Raw genomic sequence first — 18383 nt, forward strand, 5'->3', positions numbered from 1 at the left:
TGCCCCCTACGGGTCGCTTCGCGACCGTCTTCCCCCATAGGGGGAAGAGGAGCGGTGCGCGTGTCCTCCGCCCCCTATGGGGGCGGACAGACCGCGAAGCGGTCAGGTGGGGGCAAGTGGGTGAGCCACGTGCCCCTTTCTTAAAGCCGCCCCCGCCGCCCGCCCTTGAGCTTGTCCAGCGCTCGCCGGGAGGGCTCGGCCTGCGCCGCCACGGGAGCGGCGGGTGTCGAGGCCATCAGCATCGCGCTCACATTGGCCACGCCCTGGGCGGCGTGCAGGCCGGCGGCCGCTGTTTCGGCCAGCGGCGGCTTGCCGCGGGGCGTCGGGACGATCAGGGCCACCTTGCGAGCCATGGCGGCCAGGTCGCCGATGGCCCTGGCCTTGTCGCGGGCCTGGCGGATGGCGGCGGGATCGGTGGCGGCCTCGATGGTCTTCCAGGCCGCGTCGAGGGCGGCCATCAGCTTGAGCTGGAAGGCGGCGCACCAGGTGGGGATGTCGGTGGTGGTCTGGGTCATGCCGCTAGTGTGCGGCCGTCCTGGAGGGTGGGGATCGGAAACGTGTATTTTTGTGTAAGCGGTTGATTGGGCTGCGGTTTGTTTTGACGGGGGCGGGGATGGAGCGACGCCCTGTGGATAACTTTTCGCCGAAAGAGAACCCTCTCCCAGAGGGAGAGGGCGGGGCCCGCGCCGAAGGCGTGGGAGGGTGAGGGGGTGCTGAGCCAGCCGGCGTGCCGGCAGGGCGTCGGTGAAAAAACGGTGAGGGCGTCACCCCTCACCCTCCCACCGCTGCGCGGCGGGTCCCTCCCTCTCCCCTCCGGGAGAGGGTGTTTTACGACGTCCACCCTCCGCCCAGCGCCTTGTAGATCGCCACGACGTTGGTGTTCACGCCGGTCTCCGCGACCGTGAGCGAGTCTTCGGCGGCGAGCAGGGTGCGTTCGGCGTCCAGCAGCACCAAGAAGTCGATGCCGCCCTCCTTGTACTGGATGCGGGCCAGCTCGGCGGCGCGGCGGGAGGCGGCGGCCTGGTTGGTCAGGCTGACCAGCTGGGCCTGCTGTTGGCGATAGGCGACCAGGGCGGTCTCCAGGTCCTCCAGGGCCCGCAGGACGGTCTGGTCGTAGACGGCCAGGCTGGCGTCGTTGCGGGCCTCGGCGGCCTTCAGGCGCTGGTGCGCCCCGCCCAGGTCCAGGGCCGGCCAGGTGACCGTGGGGGCCACCGACCAAGCCTGGCTGGCGGCGTTGCCGAAGCCGGAGCTCGTGCCCGACAGGAAGCCGACGAACCCGGTCACCCGCACGCGTGGGAACAGGTCGGCCGTGGCCACCCCCACCTTGGCGGTCTGGGCGGCCAGGCGCCGCTCGGCGGCCTGGACGTCGGGCCGCCGGCGCAGCAGGTCGGCGGCGTCGCCGATCGGCAGGGCGGCGATCAGCGGCGCGACCTCGGCGTCCCTGGCCACCAGGGCCGCGTCCAGCGCGCCCGGCCGCTGGCCGACCAGCACGCAGAGCCGGTAGTTGGCCCGCTTCTCGGCGGTGATCAGGGCGGGGATCACCGCCTCGGTGGCGTTCAGGCGCGCCTGGGCCGAGGCCACGTCGATCGGGCTGCCGGCCCCGGCGTTGTAGCGCACCTGGGTCAGGCGCAGAGTCTCGCGCTGGGTGTCGAGGTTGCGGTTGGCCACGGCCAGCCGGGCCTGGACCCCGCGCAGCTCGAGGTAATTCCGGGCGACTTCCGCGGCGATGGTCACCTGGGCGTCGCGCAGGTCGGCCCGCGCCGCCCCGGCCTCGGCCTTGGCCGACTCCACGCCCCGGCGGACGTGGCCGAACAGGTCGATCTCCCAGCCGGCGTCGAAGCCGGCCTGGTAGAGGTCGCTCTCGACGCGCTGGCCGTTCGACCCCGGCTGCTGCTGGTCGCTCTTGGCGTAGCCGCCGCTGGCGGTGACCCGCGGCAGCTGGTCGAGGCGGGCGTCCTTGAACAGGGCCCGGGCCTCGTCCACCCGGGCGACCGCGATGCGGATGTCGAGGTTGCCGGCCAGGGCCTGGGTGATCAGGCCGTCCAGCACCGGATCGTTGAACGCCTTCCACCACTGGGCTTCGGGATTGGCGGTCGAGAAGGCGCCGGCCGGGGCGTTTTGCAGGACCACCGGCGCGTCGACCGGGGTCTTGTAGTCCGGCCCGACGGCGCAGGCGGCGAGGAGCAGCGCCGAAACGCCGGCGACGAAGGTGAGTTTCAAAGCAGTCATGGATGACCTCAGAGGTCTCCCTTTCCCCTTGATGGGGGAAGGGTTGGGGATGGGGGTGAAAGCGGTTCCGGAGGTGGCGCGGCCGAGCCGAAGCCCGCCGGCGCTGTCACCCCCACCCCCGGCCCCTCCCCCATCGAGGGGGAGGGGGGAAGCGGCGATGCTCATCAGTGCGCCTCCACGACGGGTAGCTTGGCCGCCTTCAGGGCCGCCCGGCGGGCGGTGGCGCGGCGGATCACGAAGTAGAAGATCGGGGTCAGGATCAGGCCGAAGACCGTCACCCCCAGCATCCCCGAGAACACCGCCACGCCCATGGCGCGGCGCATCTCGGCGCCGGCCCCGTGGCTGACCACCAGGGGCGCCACGCCCATGATGAAGGCGATCGAGGTCATCAGGATCGGCCGCAGGCGCAGGCGGCAGGCTTCCAGCACCGCCTGCAGCGGCGTGTCGCCATGCTCCTCGCGCTCCTTGGCGAACTCGACGATCAGGATGGCGTTCTTGCACGCCAGTCCCACCAGCACGATCAGCCCGATCTGGGTGAAGATGTTGTTGTCGCCATGGGTCAGCAGCACGCCGGCCAGGGCCGACAGCAGGGTCATCGGCACGATCAGGATGACCACCAGCGGCAGGCTCCAGCTTTCGTACTGGGCGACCAGCACCAGGAAGGCCAGCAGCACGCAGAGCGGGAAGATGTAGATCGCCGTGTTGCCCGCCAGGATCTGCTGGTAGGTCAGCTCGGTCCACTCGTAGCCCATGCCGTTGGGCAGCTCCTGCTTGGCCAGGTCCTCCAGCGCCTTCTGGGCCTGGCCGGTCGAGTAGCCGGGGGCCGGGCCGCCGTTGATCTCGGCCGTGAGCACGCCGTTGTAGTGGCTCTCGCGGTCGGGGCCGGTGGTCTCCTTGAAGCTGACGAAGGCGCCCAGCGGGATCATCTGGCCGTCGCCGTTGCGGGTCTGCAGGCGCAGCATCTGCTCGGGCTGCATGCGGAATTTCTGGTCGGCCTGGACGTTGACCTCGTAGGTGCGGCCAAAGCGGTTGAAGTCGTTGACGTACAGCGAGCCCAGATAGACCTGCATGGTCTCGAACAGGTCGGTCAGCGACACGCCCGAGGCCCGCGCCTTCTCGCGATCGATGTCGGCCTCGATCTTCGGCACGCTGACCTGGTAGGTCGAGAACACGCCGGTCAGGGCGGGGTCCTTGCGGGCCTTGTCGATCAGGTTCTGGGTCTGCTTGTTCAGCTCGTCCGGACCCAGGCCCGCGCGGTCGACGATCTGCATGCGGAAGCCGCCGATCGTGCCCAGCCCCTGCACCGAGGGCGGCGGAAAGACCGCGATCTGGGCGTCGGGGATGGCGCCGAACTTGGCGTTCAGCTGGCCGACGATGGCGTTGGCCGACAGGTCGTGGCCGGTGCGGTTCTTGAAGTCGTCCAGCGGGAAGAACACCGCGCCGGAGTTGGGGCTGTTGATGAAGCCGTTGGCCGACAGGCCGGGGAAGGCGACCGAGTGCTTGATGCCCGGCACCTTCATGGCGATGTCGCTCATCTGGCGGATCACCGCCTCGGTGCGGTCCAGCGAGGCCGCGTCGGGCAGCTGCACGACGGCGACCACATAGGCCTTGTCCTGTTGCGGCACGAAGCCGCCCGGCGTCTTGGCGAAGGCGAAGACCGTCAGGGCCAGCAGGATCCCGTAGACCACCAGGCCCGCGGTCGACTTGCCCAGGGTGCGGCCGACATTGCGGACATAGCCGTTGGACGCCTTGGCGAACACGCGGTTGAACGGGTTGAACAGCCAGCCCAGGGCCGCGTCGATGGCCTTCTGGAAGCGGTCCTTGGGCGCGTCGTGGCTCTTGAGCAGCACGGCGGCCAGGGCCGGCGACAGGGTCAGGGAGTTGAAGGCCGAGATCACCGTGGAGATGGCGATGGTCAGGGCGAACTGGCGGTAGAACTGGCCGGACAGACCGCTGATGAAGGCGGTCGGGATGAACACCGCGCACAGCACCAGGGCCGTGGAGATGATCGGTCCGGTGACCTCGCTCATGGCCTTGCGGGTGGCCGCCGCAGGTTCCAGGCCGTTGGTTATGTTGCGCTCGACGTTCTCGACCACGACGATGGCGTCGTCGACGACGATGCCGATGGCCAGCACCAGGCCGAACAGGGTCAGGGCGTTGAGGCCGAAGCCCAGCATCAGCAGCACGGCGAAGGTGCCGATCAGCGAGACAGGCACGGCGATCAGCGGAATGATCGAGGCGCGCCAGCCCTGCAGGAAGATCACCACCACGATGACCACCAGGATGATGGCCTCGATCAGGGTGTGGACCACCGAGTCGATCGACTCCTGCACGAAGGCGGTGGTGTCGTAGATGATCTCGTAGTCGACGCCCTCGGGGAACTCCTTCTTCAGCTCCTTCATCGTCTTCTTGATGTCGGCGGCCATGGCCAGGGCGTTGGAGCCCGGGCGCTGGAAGATCGGCATGGCCACGGCCGACTTGTTGTCGAGCAAGGACCGCAGGGCGTAGTTGTTGGCGCCCATCTCCACGCGGGCCACGTCGCCCAGGTGGGTGATCTCGCCGTTGGCGCCCGAGCGGATGATGACCTCGCGGAACTGCTCCTCGTCGGTCAGGCGGCCGGGGGCGTTGATCGACAGCTGGAAGTCGGCGCCCACATTGGTCGGCGGGGCGCCCAGCTGGCCGGCGGCGACTTGGACGTTCTGCTCGCGCAGCGCTTTCACCACGTCGCCGGCCGTCATGTTCAGCGAGGCCAGCTTTTCAGGATCCAGCCACACCCGCATCGAGTAGCTGCCGGCCCCGAAGATTTGCACGTCGCCCACGCCGTCGACGCGCTTGAGGCGGTCGCGGACGTTCAGCTGCGCGTAGTTGCTCAGATAGAGCATGTCGTAGCGGTTGTTGGGCGAGATCATGTGCACGACCAGGGTCAGGTCGGGCGAGGCCTTGTCGGTGGTCACGCCGATGCGCTGCACCTCCTGGGGCAGTTTCGGCAGGGCCTGGGCGACGCGGTTCTGCACCTGCACCTGGGCCTTATCGAGGTCGGTCCCCAGGGCGAAGGTGACGGTCAGGATCATCGCCCCGTCGGAGGCCGACTGCGACGACTGGTAGATCATGCCTTCGACGCCGTTGATCGCCTGCTCCAGCGGGGCGGCGACGGTCTGGCCGATGACGGCGGGGTTTGCGCCCGGATAGGCGGCGCGCACGACCACTGTCGGCGGCACCACCTCGGGATATTCCGAGATCGGCAGGCGCGGCAGAGCCACCAACCCGGCGATGAAGATGATGATCGAGAGCACGGCGGCGAAGCGCGGCCGGTTCACGAAGAACTTGGAGAAATTCATGGGAGGCGTCCGGGGAGGAGGCAAGGAGGGGGCGTCGGCTGGCTCGAAGGCCAACTTTCGAGGGCAACTCTCACTCCGCTCATCCCGGCGAATGCCGGGACCCAGATGGAAGGGCGGTGTAGCTGACGCCAAAAGCGCCGAGCTGTTCCAACCCACCCCATCGCTTTGGGATCTGGGTCCCGGCATTCGCCGGGATGAGCGGATTTAAAGGGCTAGTTCTGAGAAACGCTGTTGATCATCGCGACCCTCTGGGGACCAGTTTCGAACTGCGACAGGTCGGTCGACAGGTCGGTCTTGATCGTCACCGGGCTGACCGTGTCGCCGGGCTTGACCTTCTGCAGGCCGCCGACGACCACCCGGTCGCCGGGCTTCAGGCCCGTGCGGATGATGCGCAGGTTGCCGGCCAGCGGGCCGATCTCGACCGGGCGGTACTCGGCCTTGTTGTTGGCGCCGACCACCACGACGTAGCGCTTGCCCAGGTCGGTCGCCACCGCGCGATCGGGGGTCAGGGCCACCATCGCGGAGGTGTCGCTGACCATGCGGATGCGGGCGAACAGGCCGGGGGTGAACCGGCCGTCGGCGTTGGCGAAGATCGCCCGTCCGCTGATCGTGCCGCTCTTGGCGTCCATGGCGTTGTCGATGAACTTCAGCTGGCCCTGGTGCGGATAACCGTCCTCGGTCATCAGGCCCATATAGACCGGGCTGGCCTTGCCGCGTTCGGCCGAGGCGTACTTCAGGAAGGTCTGCTCGTCGGCGTTGAAGGCGGCGTAGATCGGGGTGTCGGACACCACCGTGGTCAGCAGGTCGGACGGGGTGACCAGGTTGCCGCGGGTGATCACCGCCTTGGAGACCCGGCCGTCGATCGGCGACACCACGCGGGTCCATTCCAGGTTCAGGCGGGCGGTCTGGTTGGCGGCCTCGGCGGCGCCGAGATTGGCCTGGGCGGCCTTTTCCTCGGCGGAGAGCCGGTCGAACTCGCTCTGGGCCAGGGCGTTCTGCTCGATCAGCCGGCGGCCGCGCTCGCGGTTGACGACGGCCAGGTTCAGCAGGGCCTTGGCGCGGGCCACCTCGGCCTCGGCGCGATTGGCCTCGGCCTGGTAGGGGCGCGGGTCGATCTGGAACAGCACCTGGCCCTTGCGGACCCGGGCGCCTTCCTCGAAGCGGGCGCCGTCGATATAGCCGCCGACGCGCGGGCGGATGTCGACGGTGTCGATGGCCTCGAGGCGGCCGGTGAAGTCGTCCCACTGGCGCAGTTCCTTGAAGGCCACGGCGGTGACGGTGACCTGGGCGGGCGGCGGGGCGGCTTCCGGCTTGGCCTGGGCGCTGCAGGCGGCCAGCACGGCCATGGCGGCCAGACCGGCGAAGGACGTGAAAACGGGGCGGAGGGACATAAAGCGTACCTGTCGGACGGAAGGTGGGCGGGGAGGAGACGCGGGTTTGTTTATTCCCAGACGGGACGCCGGGATTTCTGGCGGGCCTTGGGCGACGCGGCCCAGTCCTGACCGGACGGGCCGTCGGCGCCGGCGCCGATCAGTTTGCGAAGCGAACGGGCATGCCCGGCCGCGAAGGCGATCCAGCGCGGAGCGTTGGCGGGCGTGGCGGCGGGGTGTTGGCTCGCGCTCGGGGGCATGGCTCGCGCTCCGTTATGGGGTTAAGGATCAAATGTCGCAGTTGCTGTTGCTTGACGTGACGTCCATCTGTGACGATGTAGTCAATGTGACGATACCGTTCGGTATCATCCGCTGGGTGAGAGATACTGACCGGTAACTCTCACGTCAAGGTGAGGCGCTGTGAAAATGGCTGAGAGAAATTCTGGCGGGGGCAAGATGGACGAAATGGAGGCGCCCGCATGCGCCCCGTTGTCCAAACGTCCGGCCCGCGACCGGATCTTCGAAACAGCCCGCGAGCTGTTCTATCAGCACGGCATCCGCGCGGTGGGGGTCGAGGCGATCGCCGCCGAGGCCGACGCCACCAAGATGACGCTCTACCGCAACTTCCCGTCCAAGGACGAACTGGTCGCCGAGGTGCTGCGCGAGCAGGAGCGAGACTACTGGGCTTGGTGGGAGGAGGTCGTCGGCTGCACCTGCGGCGACCCGCGCGCGCAGCTGGAGGCGATCTTCGACGCCTTCGAGACCAAGGCCTGCAACGCCGACGTCCACGGCTGCCCGCTGTCCAACGCCGCCATCGAACTGCATGAGGCCGACCACCCGGCCCAGAAGGTGTCGGTGGCCTACAAGCAGCAACTGCACGCCCGGCTGATCGACCTATGCAAGCGGGCCGGCGCGATCGACGACGACCTGGCCGACGGCCTGATGCTGCTGATGGAAGGCTCCTACACCGCCCGCGTCACCCTGGGTCCCAGCGGCCCGGTGCGGGTCGTGGCGCGCGCGGGCCGGGCACTGATCAAGGCGCATCTGGACAAGCCGGACTGCTGAGGTCGCAGGGCCTCGAACGGCTCGAAGGCGCGCGCCGGCGCCGCCTACCTTTCCGCAGATCATCGCCATATCCCAAGCGGGGCCCGAGAAACTAAAAACGAGGCCAGGAGTTCTGGCTCGCGTCAGTTGCGTTCGAGCCGTACCGATGTCGTCAAGTTGTGAAGTTGCGAGCCTATAAGATGTGTCGATGTCATTCCCTCGTAGGGCGAATGCCGATCTGACCTCGATGTTTCGGGGTCGGTTGGCGCCCCGAAAAGCCGCTCGTTCGCGCCCCCTTTGAAGCCCAAGGGAGGGCGCTCCCAAGTCTGATTTGCGTAAGGAGCTCCTCATGGCTCTGCTGATTTCCGTCGCCCCGGCCGAGCAAGGCTGGTCCGTGCGCTCCGAGGCCCTCGAGGCCGACCTCACCTTCGAACGGGGCGGTCGCGCCGAAGCCGCCGCCCGGGACCTGGCCAGCCGCCTGGCCGCCTCCGGCCGCGCCGCCGAGGTGCGGGTGTTCCTGCGCGACGGCGCCGAGGCGGGGCGTTTCCTGCACCCGGCGCGAGCCTGGGCGAGCTAGGGCTAGCGCTCCAAACTCTCAACATTCGTCATCCCGGGCCTTGTGCCCGGGACCCCTCTGTCCGCCGCAGATGCAGTGGGGGCGGTTCGCTGGCGAACCGCTTGCGCCTCACGTGGAAGCTGAACAAGGGGTCCCGGGCACAGGGCCCGGGATGACGGTTGAAAGGGTGGAGCTCTACAGCCACCCGTTCTTCTTGAACCGCCAGTACAGCCACCCGATGACCCCGACGATCCCGACCATCACGGCGGGATAGCCCCAGGTCCACCGCAGCTCCGGCATGTGCTCGAAGTTCATGCCGTAGATCCCGGCCACCGCCGTCGGCACGGCCAGGATGGCGGCCCAGGCGGCCAGCTTGCGGGTGATGGCGCTCTGCCGCTGCTGTTCCAGCAGGGAGGCGGCTTCGAACACCGAGGTGATCACCTCGCGCAGGGCGTCGACCATGCCCTCGACCTTCTGCGTATGGTCCAGCACGTCGCGGAAATAGGGGCGGACGTCGTCGTCCAGGCAGGGCGTCTCCAGGTGCTCCAGCCGCCCGCAGACCTCGGCCATGGGCGAAAGCACCCGCTTGAAGCGGATCAGGTCGCGCCGCAGGTGGAACAGGCGCTTGACCTCGGCGTGGCTGAGGAAGCTCTCGAGCGTGCGGCGCTCGATGTCCAGCACCTCGTCCTCCAAGGCCTGGATGATCGGCAGATAGCCGTCGACCACGAAGTCGAGCACGGCGTGCAGCACGTAGTCCGAGCCCTTGGCCAGCAGGGTCGGCGAGGCCTCCAGCTGGGCGCGCAGTTCGGTGTGGGCCCGGGCCGAGCCGTGGCGGACAGTGATCAGGTGGCCCTGGCCGACGAAGATCGCCGTCTCGCCATAGGCGATCTGGGCGTCGACCAGCTGGGCGGTGCGCGCCACCACGAACAGCTCGCGGCCATAGACCTCGACCTTGGGCCGCTGGTGGGCGTTGAGCGCGTCCTCGATCGCCAGCGGATGCAGTTTGAAGCGTGTCTGCAGGCGGGCCATCTCGGCCTGGCTGGGCTCATAGAGGCCGATCCACACGAACTCGCCGGGCTTGGTGGCCAGGGCGTCGTCCTTGTCGAGACTGACCTCGCGGGTCCTGACGCCGTCCTTGTAGATATAGGCCGCGACGACGCTCATCAGGGTCCTGACTATTTGCCCCGTCCCGCGAAATGGGACGGCGAGGATTCCTTTTTAGCCAACGCTTCGGCTTTCGTCCGGTTCATGTTTAGCCTCTCGCCAACGCCGCGAACGCCGTTCATTATGGTTGCGGTAACATAGCGGATCGCCCGAAGCGGCGACGCCAAAGAATGCTTGGGGGAGATGCGAATGGGAAGCGACGCCGCGAAGCCGGTGAAGGGCGCCAAGGGCGGCCGCACCGTCGGGCGCAATGACGCCTTGGTCATCGGAGCCGCCTCGGTCGGCACCGTGTTCGAGTGGTACGACTTCTATCTCTACGGCTCGCTGGCCACCTACATCACCAAACACTTCTTCTCGGGCGTCAACGAGACGACCGGTTACATCTTCGCCCTGCTGGCCTTCGCGGCCGGCTTCGCGGTGCGGCCGTTCGGGGCCCTGGTGTTCGGGCGGCTGGGCGACCTCTGGGGCCGCAAGAACACCTTCCTGGTCACCATGCTGCTGATGGGCCTGTCGACCTTCACGGTGGGCCTGCTGCCCAGCTACGCCAGCATCGGCATCGCCGCGCCCATCGCCCTGGTGGTGATGCGCCTGGTCCAGGGCCTGGCCCTGGGCGGCGAGTACGGCGGAGCGGCCACCTATGTGGCCGAACACGCCCCGCCCGGACGGCGCGGCTTCTACACCAGCTTCATCCAGGTGACCGCCACGTTCGGCCTGTTCCTCAGCCTGGTGGTGATCCTGCTGACCCGCAACGCCACCGGCGAGGACGCCTTCCAGGCCTTCGGCTGGCGCATCCCGTTCCTGATCTCGGTGCTGCTGCTGGGCGTGTCGTTGTGGATCCGCCTGCAACTGGCCGAGAGCCCGTCGTTCCAGCGCATGGTCGACGAGGGCAAGGGCAGCAAGCAGCCCCTGGTCGACTCGTTCGCCAAGTGGGGCAACCTGAAGATCGTGCTGCTGGCCCTGGTGGGCCTGACCGCCGGCCAGGCGGTGGTCTGGTACACCGGCCAGTTCTACGCTCTGTTCTTCCTGGAGAAGATGCTCAAGGTCGACGGCGGCACGACCAATCTGCTGGTCGCCGCGGCCCTGCTGATCGGCACGCCGTTCTTCGTGTTCTTCGGCTGGCTGTCGGACAAGATCGGCCGCAAGCCGATCATCATGCTGGGCTGCATCCTGGCGGCCCTGACCTATTTCCCGCTGTTCAAGACCCTGACCACGGCGGCCAACCCGCAACTGGCGGCGGCCGTGGCCAGCGCGCCGGTCACCGTGGTGGCCGACCCGGCCGACTGCTCGTTCCAGTTCGACCCGGTGGGCAAGACGGTGTTCAACCGCTCGTGCGACCTGGCCAAGTCGTACCTGGCCAAGGCCGGCGTGACCTATTCCAACCAGGCCGCTCCGGCCGGCTCGGTGGCCCAGGTGAAGATCGGCGGGGCGACGATCGCCTCGTTCCCCGGCCAGACCCTGGACAAGGCCGCCTTCAAGGACCGCAAGACGGCCTGGGAAAAGGAGTTGGGCGCGGCGCTGAAGGCCGCCGGCTATCCGGCCAAGGCCGATCCCGCCCTGATCGACAAGCCGCTGGTGGTCGGGATCCTGGCGATCCTGGTGCTGTACGTGACCATGGTCTACGGCCCGATCGCCGCCATGCTGGTCGAGCTGTTCCCGACCAACATCCGCTACACCTCGATGAGCCTGCCCTACCACATCGGCAACGGCTGGTTCGGCGGCTTCCTGCCGACCACCGCCTTCGCCATGGTCGCGGCCACGGGCAACATCTATTACGGCCTCTGGTACCCGATCGTGGTGGCCGCGGTGACCGCCGTGGTGGGCGTCCTGTTCCTGAAGGAAACCAAGAACGTCGACATCGAGGCCTAGGGTTTTCTAACCGTCGTCATCCCGGACAGCCTCTACGAGGCTTCCGGGATGACGACCTGGTTCAGGTCTCCAACGTTCAGCGCTTTGCCGGCTTGCGGAAGCCTTGTCAGTTCCCGGCCAGCAGACCGTCGATGCGGGCGCCCTGGCTGGTCTCGCGGCGGGCGTCGAGATAGGCCGTCACCCGGTCCAGCATCTGCTCGGCCTGGTTCAGCCCGCCCAGAGCCCAGTCGATCTCGCAGACCGTCCGGTGGTCGCCGTGCAGGCGCTCGCGGGAGGAGGTCAGGGCCCTCATGGCCACCGCGTGAAGGGCGGTCATGTCACGGCAGGCCTCGGCCGCCATCCAGCCGACCGCGGCCATCCGCCGGGCCCGAATCAGGGCCGCTTCCGCGTCGCGCTGGCGATTCTCCGCCTCGCGCAATACGGCCTGCGCCCGGTGCAATTGGCGGGCTCCGCTCTCGGCGATTTGGCGCCTTTGCCGGCGTTCGCCATCGCAGGCGGCCTTCAGGTCGCGCAAGGCTTGCGTCCATCGATCCTGCTCTTGCGGGTTGCCTGGAGTCTCCGAGAGATTCCTTTTCCCGAAAATCGCCATTTCCTTCGAATTTTGACGAGCCATAGAGTCCTCCGCGACCCCGTTTCGCCATCATGTTTCTTCCGAATCTCTCGGTCTGCTATGCGGCAAGTGCCAATCGCGCATCTGTTCCTTGGGATTTTATGTATTAATGAATAATGTTAAATTAACTATACACTAAACTTGGTTATCAAGCTGGGCCATACGAAAATTTGTAATTTTCTCTGTTGTTTCGATGCTTTCTAGTGGTTTCACCTTACTTACATTGAAGAGAGGTCGTGTCATCTTCGAAGGGTGAATCGGGCGTGACGATAGGTGCGGTCGTTCTAAGGTCATGACGCTAGCGTCATTGATCGCATCGTCTCAGCCAGGAGAGGTCCGATGGACAATGAAGGCATGAGGGAATCTCATCCTCGATCTTGGTCGAATGCTGATTGGCGGCAGGCCAGGACGAACACGTCGCGCGCCGATCTGGCCGAGGACGGCCTGGTCTCCGGAACGTTTGACGAGCAGCGGTCGTTCGGAGCGGCGCGCGCGGCGCCCGTTTCCCTAGGCCATGCGACGCTGTGTGAAACCCGCGGTCCGCACGAGGTCTGGGCTCACACCGCCGGTCGCGATCTGGCGATCACCCAGCTGACGCCCGAGCCGTGCCGCGGCCACCTGCTTCGGGCCAGCCTGGGCGACATGGGTTTCGACGCCGGGGCGTTCGACGGCGACCTTCGCGTGCGCGGGATCATGGCGCGCAAGGCCTTCAGCCTGGTTTCGGTGATGGAGCAGGAGGGCGTGCTCAACCAGTGGGGCCACCGGATCGAGGAAGGCGACATCATCGCCATCCCGCCGGGCGGAGAACTGGACGGGCGGTTCCAGGGCCACGTCGCCTACGCCGTCGTCACCGCGCCGTGGGGCCTGGTGATGCAGCGGGCCGAGGCGTTCGAATGGCTGGCCGATCCGTGCTTCTGGACCGAGCCGGCCGTCTATTCGCCGCCGCCCGAGGCCAGGGCCGCCTGCAAGCGCGTGCTGCAGGGCTGCTCCAGCCTGCTGAGGGCCATGGGGGCCGGCATTCCGGCCAGCACCGTCGCCTTCCTGCGCAACGAACTGCTGGACGGCCTGTTGACGGCCCTGTCCGAGGTCAAGGGCGAGGGCGCGCGCCGGCAGGGCGCGCTGAACGCCGCCCGCATCGTTCGCGGCGCCGAGGACTTCCTGGAAAGCGGCGGCGCCCGGCAGGCCGTGCAGATCGAGGACATCTGCCAGGCCCTGAACATCTCGCGCCGCACGCTCTACCGGGCCTTCCACGACCTGCTCGACGTCAGTCCCAAGGCCTATCTGCGGCTGAAGAACATGTCGGCGGCCCGGGCCCGGCTGCTGGACGCTGGCCGTCACCCGACCACGGTGACCCAGGTGGCGCTGGACCAGGGCTTCTGGGAGCTGGGGCGTTTCTCGGGGGCCTATCGGGCGATGTTCGGCGAGTCTCCGTCGGAGACCCTGCGCGGGGCCCAAGGCGCGGTGCAGGGCGACAGCCTTAGGCGTTGACAGCGACCGCCGACGCCGCCGACGCTTGAGGCGAGCGCGCCAGGCGCTTCCATCCAGGGCGGCGTCCATGGCTTCGCGATTCATCCGTGCCCGGGCTCGGGTCCATGTCCTCGCCGTCGAAGGCCAGGCTCGGCCCCGCGCCGCCTAGTTCGCCGCGCATGCGCAACCAACCGACCGCCGTGGTCCTGTACAACTGGCGCGGCCAGTGGCCGCTGCGCCGCTGGGAGCATCAGCGGATCTTCGCCTGGAAGACCTGTTTCCCCGGGCGGACGACGTTCCTGAACATCGGGTTTCCGTTCAATCCGACCTGGATCACCCAGCTGGATCCGGATCTGGTGATGGTCGACGCGACGGCCCTGGCCGCGCGATACACGCGCGTCGGCCTGGGCGGCCTGCGGCGGGCGATGGACGCCGTTCCGCCGCGCTCGCGCCGCGTGGCCGCGCCGCTCGACGAATTCCTCGGCCTTCAAGGCCTGCGCGATTACCTGGTCGAGGCGCGGATCGACCTGCTGCTCACCGCGCTCGATCCGCCGCTGTGGGACAGCGTCTATCCGGTCGGGCAAAGGCCCTTCGCCCTGCGGCGCTTCCTGACCAGCTATATCGATGACGGGCTGATGCGGCGGGCGTCCAGCGATCTGGCGCGGCGATCGATCGCCGTCAGCTACCGGGCCTGGGAGACGCCGGCCTGGCTGGGCGAGATGGGCCTGATCAAGCGCGAGGTCGGGCTGCGCGCGGCGGCCTGGGCCGCGGCGCGCGGCCATCGCGCCGACGTGGCGGTCGACGGTAAGCGCAAGCTGGTCGGCGACGCCTGGATCCGCCTGCTGGGCGCCAGTCGGGCGGTCGTCGGGGTCGAGGGCGGCTCGTCGCGGGTCGACCCGGCGAACGGCCTGCCGCCGGAGACCGAGATCCGCGCGATGTCGCCGCGCCACCTCGAGGCGGCGGCGACCCGGACGTTCCAGGTGCTGGTGGAGGGCGACTACAGCGGCGTCCTCGAGGCGGGGAGCCACTACCAGCCGGTTCGCCGCGACCTGTCCGACATCGACGACGCCCTCGACCACAGCCGCGATCCGCGACGGGCCCAGGCCATGGTCGACCGCGCTCACGCCGAGATCGTGACTTCGGGCCGCTACAGCTGGCGGACGGTGGTGGCCGAGATCACCGATCAGGTGCTGGCGTGAGGCGCGGGCGGGGCCTGCGGCTGTTCCTGCGGTTGCGCGATTGGGGCGCCTGGGCGGTGATCATCGTGGAGTCGCGCCTGCTCAAGGCCCCCGTGCTGAGGCGCCGGCTGGGCGCCATCGCGCGCCTGCCGTTCCTGCGGCGATGGATCGGCGTCGACTAACTCGACGTCACCGCCGCAGCAGGCGGCGCGCGAGGCTCTCGAGTCCCAGGCGGCGGACAGCCGCCCGCGCCAGCCGCCAGGCCAGGCGCGGGCGTCGCATTTCGTGGGGATTGTCGATCGCGAAGAATGGGAAGGCGGCGCGGAACTTGGCGTCGATGCGGTCGTTGGTCACCCCGCGCGGTCGGTCCGCGGCGATCTCGGCGATCCGCCGGTCGAACAGGTCGATCATCGACCCGTAGCCGTAGGCGGGATTGAGGGCGATCTCGGCATAGGCGTTGGTGATGATCTCGGCGACCCGCTCGGGGTCGCGCAGCACCGCCGCCACCTGCGCCATGTTGCCGTGGTCCTTGTCGAGCGGCACATAGTGCCGCCACGGCTCCAGCACGCCCGAATAGCGCCCGGAATAGGCGATCACCAGGGTGCGCAGGGCGATGGCCTCGAAGACCCGGGGCGAGATCTGGGCGATGTCGATCTGGTCCTCGTGATCGGCGAAGAACCGATCGCGCAGCATCTCGTAGGAGGCCTTCCTGGACAGAGCCGGGATCGGGTGGGGGCGCTCGACCAGGGCGGCGAAGCTTTCGGTGCGGGCGGCCACCGCGCCGTCGAAGTCAAAGACGCTGGCCCCGCTCTCGACGGCCAGCACGGCCTGGCAGTTGCGGATGAAATTCACCCAGTCGCGGCCGTAGAGCCGGCTGCGTTCCGACCAGGCGATATCGGTCGAAATGCCGAACCGCCGGGCGTCGCGCTTGAACAGCTTGCCGATGCGGATCTTTTCGCGGCCCAGCTCGCCATGCCAGGCCGGATAGGTCCGGCCGCGATAGCCGACCATGGTCTTGCGGCTCGCCAGCGGAACGGGCGGGTAGTGCGTCAGCGTCTGGGGCACGTAGCCGGTCAGGACCTGCTGAGTGCGCAACCGGCCGGACTTGCCGTAGATCCGATCGGCCTCCGCCGGTCCCAGGCAGGTGAAGACCAGGTCCACGCCGCAGGCCTCCAGCGCCTCGAGGGTGGCGTTCACGAAGCGGTATTCGTCCTGGATGAACACCGCCTTGGCGCCGCGGAAGGCGGCCAGGGCGCGACGCGATCGCGGGCCCACGAAGGCCTCGATCGCCAGGAACAGCGAATAGTGGATCACGACCGCGTCGAAGGCGTCCAGCTTCACGCCGTCGAAGATCTCGCCGACCCGCGACAGCACGCGAATCTCATGGCGCGAATAGCCGGCGAAGGCGTTGATGTGGTCGCAGACCGTGGCCGCGTTGGCCGGGTCGTAGTTGCAGGCCAGCAGGATGCGCAGCGGCCGCGCCCTCTCCGCCGACGGGACCGTTTCGTCCGGCGATACGTCGTGGCTCGGCAGGGGCGGTCGCGGCCGGTCGTGGCTGTCCTTCATGAGCGGGCTCCGGTCATCGCGCGCGGCGCGGCGAAGTCCTCATCGCGACCTTGGACGACAAATCGGGCGATCGTCGCGACGATCTGTTCGGCGGCGTCGCCCGCGCCATAGTCATCGATCTCACGCCGAGGCCGGTCGTCGTTCACGGTCCACAGCCGGTTCCACCCCGCGTTCACCGTCTCGCTCCATTCGGTGTCGTCGCGCAGGGTGACACAGGGCTTGCGATGAAAATAGGCTTCCTTCCGCAGGCCGCCGGAATCGGTGAGCGCCAGCGCGCAGTCGGCCAGCGGCCGCTGCATGTCGATCGGACCCAGCGGCCGTGCGAACAGCCGTGAACACCCAGGTTCTTGGCGGGTTCGGGCAGGTCCAGTTCGCGGAAGGAGCTGTCGGACAGGGCCGCGTCGTGATGCTGGTCGGTATGGACCATCACCTCGGTCAGGTCCGGCGCGCGCGATCGCGCGACTGACCGGCATGGCCTTGACGAACCGCGGCCGGGCGCCGACCACGGTCAGCAGGCGGCCTATCCCACCGGTTGTCACGCCGGCTGTCCCGACTGGATCTGTGCCAGGCGAGCGCGCACCCGCGTCACGACGCGGTCCAGACCCTCGTCCAGCGACACCTTGGGCGTCACGCCAAGCAGGTTGCGCATGCGGTCCAGACTGGGCTGCTTGGCGGCGGTCATCCGGGCGGGCAGATCGCGGAGGGCGATCAGCGACGGCGAGGCGTCCAACCGGGTCCGTAAGCCCTCGGCCAGGGCCTCGATCGGCGTCACGTCCGGATGGCCGATATTGATCACCGCGTGCTCCTCGATCCCGGCGGCCGCCTCGATGGCGCGCACGGCGTCGGAGATGTGCAGCCAGCTCCGGGCGCCGCCGCGATGCACCTCGATCGGACGTCCGCGCGCCAGGTCGTGGGCGAAGCGGATCATCGCCGAGCGGTGGTCGCCGAAGTCCTCGTTCTCGTCATAGATCATGAACGGCCGCAGGGTGACCGCGCGCAGGCCGTGCTGGGCGACCTCGTAGTCGACCAGTTGCTCGCCCAGGAGCTTGGTCAGGCCGTAGCGGTTGTTGGGCCGGGGGACGGTGGCGGCCTCGTCCATCGGCCCGTCGGTGGGGCCGTAGACTTCCGAGGTCGAGAAATAGACCAGCTTGGCGTCGGCGGCCTGGGCCAGCAGCACCACGTTGTTCAGCCCGCCCAGATTGGTGCTGACCGCCAGGCTGGAGGCCTGTTCGCAGGTCACCCGGCTGACCACGGCGGCCAGGGCGAAGATCACGTCCGGCTTCCAGCGCAGGGTCGGCATCAGGTCGGCCGGCTGGTTGATGTCGACCTGCAGATAGTCCTTGCGCCAGCCGGGCTTGATGTCGGCGCACAGCACCTCCCAGCCCTGGGCGCGCAGGTGCGCCGCCAGGGGCTTGCCGATATTGCCTTCCGATCCGATGACCAGGGCCCGCTTCATCCGACGCTCGCTGACTGTTCTTCACTTTGGTCGTCTTTGGGGGCCTCGCCGAAGCCCGACGGGTTGATCGTCCGCCGCAGACCCTCGGCGCGCTCGGCGTAGCGGTCGCCGATGCGGGGGCAGGCCATGTCCTGGCCCAGCACCGCGCCCGGCTCGACCGCCGCCGAGGGGCGGACCCAGGCGGCTGAACGGTCCGATGACGACGCGGCGCTCATCTCAGGCCTTCACAATCTTTCCGGGCCTCATCCAGGTCGAAGCCGATCACCCGAAAGCCGGCCGGGCAAACGGCGTCCGAGATCGCAAGACCGACATAGCCCATGCCGACCAAGCCGATCACGGCTTCAGGCTGCGGGATCTTTCGGGTGAGGATTTGAAAGTTCGACGTCTGACCGTCGTCGCCACGCAATGGAAACGCCGGAACGTGGACGTTCATTGGCCCCTCGCGCGGCGGGCGTTCTTGTTTGAGTTCAATGCGCCCCTCGACATGGCGGGATGGTACGCGTTGGTCGGCTTCGCGAAAAGGGTGTTTGTCTCGGGTA

The 18383-nt window shown here is 68.2% G+C and carries 18 protein-coding genes; 6 read left to right on the plus strand and 12 right to left on the minus strand.

Going from position 1 to position 18383, the window contains the following annotated elements; translation table 11 throughout:
* Window positions 1-140 precede the first annotated feature (140 nt).
* The 5 genes from ASD21_RS08750 to ASD21_RS08770 all read right to left on the minus strand — a co-directional run bounded on the left by ASD21_RS08750 (window position 141) and on the right by ASD21_RS08770 (window position 7197).
* The gene (locus tag ASD21_RS08750; protein WP_056439638.1) at window positions 141-515 is read right to left on the minus strand and encodes a hypothetical protein; all 375 of its coding nucleotides are present in this window, start codon (window positions 513-515) and stop codon (window positions 141-143) included.
* 313 nt (window positions 516-828) lie between these two features.
* Window positions 829-2229 carry an efflux transporter outer membrane subunit gene (locus tag ASD21_RS08755; protein ID WP_056439640.1) on the minus strand — a complete coding sequence of 467 codons (1401 nt, stop codon included), beginning with the start codon at window positions 2227-2229 and terminating at the stop codon, window positions 829-831.
* Between the two features lie 164 nt (window positions 2230-2393).
* A complete protein-coding gene (locus ASD21_RS08760) occupies window positions 2394-5567 on the minus strand; it encodes an efflux RND transporter permease subunit (RefSeq protein WP_056439643.1) in 3174 nt (1057 codons plus the stop codon).
* 212 nt (window positions 5568-5779) lie between these two features.
* Window positions 5780-6958: an efflux RND transporter periplasmic adaptor subunit gene (locus ASD21_RS08765; RefSeq protein WP_056439646.1), complete on the minus strand. Its 1179-nt coding sequence runs from the start codon at window positions 6956-6958 to the stop codon at window positions 5780-5782.
* Window positions 6959-7008: 50 nt separating this feature from the next.
* Complete coding sequence (locus ASD21_RS08770; protein ID WP_056439651.1) at window positions 7009-7197, minus strand: hypothetical protein; 189 nt, start codon at window positions 7195-7197, stop codon at window positions 7009-7011.
* A 166-nt stretch (window positions 7198-7363) separates the two neighbouring features.
* Between ASD21_RS08770 and ASD21_RS08775 the strand changes: the two genes are divergently transcribed.
* A complete protein-coding gene (locus ASD21_RS08775) occupies window positions 7364-8002 on the plus strand; it encodes a TetR/AcrR family transcriptional regulator (protein ID WP_056439654.1) in 639 nt (212 codons plus the stop codon).
* Between the two features lie 328 nt (window positions 8003-8330).
* A complete protein-coding gene (locus ASD21_RS08780; RefSeq protein WP_056439657.1) occupies window positions 8331-8558 on the plus strand; it encodes a hypothetical protein in 228 nt (75 codons plus the stop codon).
* 174 nt (window positions 8559-8732) lie between these two features.
* Here ASD21_RS08780 and corA read toward each other — a convergent pair whose 3' ends face one another.
* A complete protein-coding gene (corA, locus tag ASD21_RS08785; protein ID WP_056439661.1) occupies window positions 8733-9701 on the minus strand; it encodes a magnesium/cobalt transporter CorA in 969 nt (322 codons plus the stop codon).
* 189 nt (window positions 9702-9890) lie between these two features.
* On the opposite strand from corA, the gene ASD21_RS08790 reads away from it, so the two are divergent.
* On the plus strand, window positions 9891-11567 hold the full coding sequence (locus tag ASD21_RS08790; protein WP_056439663.1) for an MFS transporter: 1677 nt from the start codon (window positions 9891-9893) through the stop codon (window positions 11565-11567).
* A 106-nt stretch (window positions 11568-11673) separates the two neighbouring features.
* On the opposite strand, the gene ASD21_RS08795 is transcribed toward ASD21_RS08790, so the two are convergent.
* Window positions 11674-12006, minus strand: a complete 333-nt coding sequence (locus ASD21_RS08795; RefSeq protein ID WP_235524859.1) for a hypothetical protein — start codon at window positions 12004-12006, stop codon at window positions 11674-11676.
* A gap of 525 nt (window positions 12007-12531) precedes the next feature.
* Here ASD21_RS08795 and ASD21_RS08800 point away from each other — a divergent pair.
* The 3 genes from ASD21_RS08800 (at window position 12532) to ASD21_RS23885 (ending at window position 15004) form a co-directional block, all read left to right on the plus strand.
* A complete protein-coding gene (locus ASD21_RS08800; protein WP_235523868.1) occupies window positions 12532-13665 on the plus strand; it encodes a helix-turn-helix domain-containing protein in 1134 nt (377 codons plus the stop codon).
* 104 nt (window positions 13666-13769) lie between these two features.
* Window positions 13770-14843: a hypothetical protein gene (locus ASD21_RS08805; protein ID WP_235524860.1), complete on the plus strand. Its 1074-nt coding sequence runs from the start codon at window positions 13770-13772 to the stop codon at window positions 14841-14843.
* A complete protein-coding gene (locus ASD21_RS23885; RefSeq protein ID WP_156390750.1) occupies window positions 14840-15004 on the plus strand; it encodes a hypothetical protein in 165 nt (54 codons plus the stop codon). Before ASD21_RS08805 ends, ASD21_RS23885 begins: the two co-directional genes overlap by 4 nt.
* 7 nt (window positions 15005-15011) lie before the next feature.
* Here ASD21_RS23885 and ASD21_RS08810 read toward each other — a convergent pair whose 3' ends face one another.
* The 5 genes from ASD21_RS08810 to ASD21_RS08830 all read right to left on the minus strand — a co-directional run bounded on the left by ASD21_RS08810 (window position 15012) and on the right by ASD21_RS08830 (window position 18277).
* Entirely contained in the window at window positions 15012-16388 is a 1377-nt protein-coding gene (locus ASD21_RS08810; RefSeq protein WP_056439675.1) for a hypothetical protein, read from the minus strand.
* Window positions 16385-16861, minus strand: coding sequence for a UDP-N-acetylglucosamine 2-epimerase (locus tag ASD21_RS25050; protein WP_268761011.1), 477 nt, complete (start codon window positions 16859-16861; stop codon window positions 16385-16387). The genes ASD21_RS08810 and ASD21_RS25050 overlap by 4 nt, the downstream gene beginning before the upstream one ends.
* 62 nt (window positions 16862-16923) lie before the next feature.
* Window positions 16924-17844 carry an NAD-dependent epimerase/dehydratase family protein gene (locus ASD21_RS08820; protein ID WP_056439678.1) on the minus strand — a complete coding sequence of 307 codons (921 nt, stop codon included), beginning with the start codon at window positions 17842-17844 and terminating at the stop codon, window positions 16924-16926.
* Window positions 17841-18059 carry a hypothetical protein gene (locus ASD21_RS08825; RefSeq protein WP_056439680.1) on the minus strand — a complete coding sequence of 73 codons (219 nt, stop codon included), beginning with the start codon at window positions 18057-18059 and terminating at the stop codon, window positions 17841-17843. The genes ASD21_RS08820 and ASD21_RS08825 overlap by 4 nt, the downstream gene beginning before the upstream one ends.
* The gene (locus tag ASD21_RS08830) at window positions 18056-18277 is read right to left on the minus strand and encodes a hypothetical protein (RefSeq protein ID WP_056439683.1); all 222 of its coding nucleotides are present in this window, start codon (window positions 18275-18277) and stop codon (window positions 18056-18058) included. The genes ASD21_RS08825 and ASD21_RS08830 overlap by 4 nt, the downstream gene beginning before the upstream one ends.
* Window positions 18278-18383 lie beyond the last annotated feature (106 nt).

Source organism: Caulobacter sp. Root1455, from assembly GCF_001426905.1.
Lineage (GTDB): Bacteria > Pseudomonadota > Alphaproteobacteria > Caulobacterales > Caulobacteraceae > Caulobacter.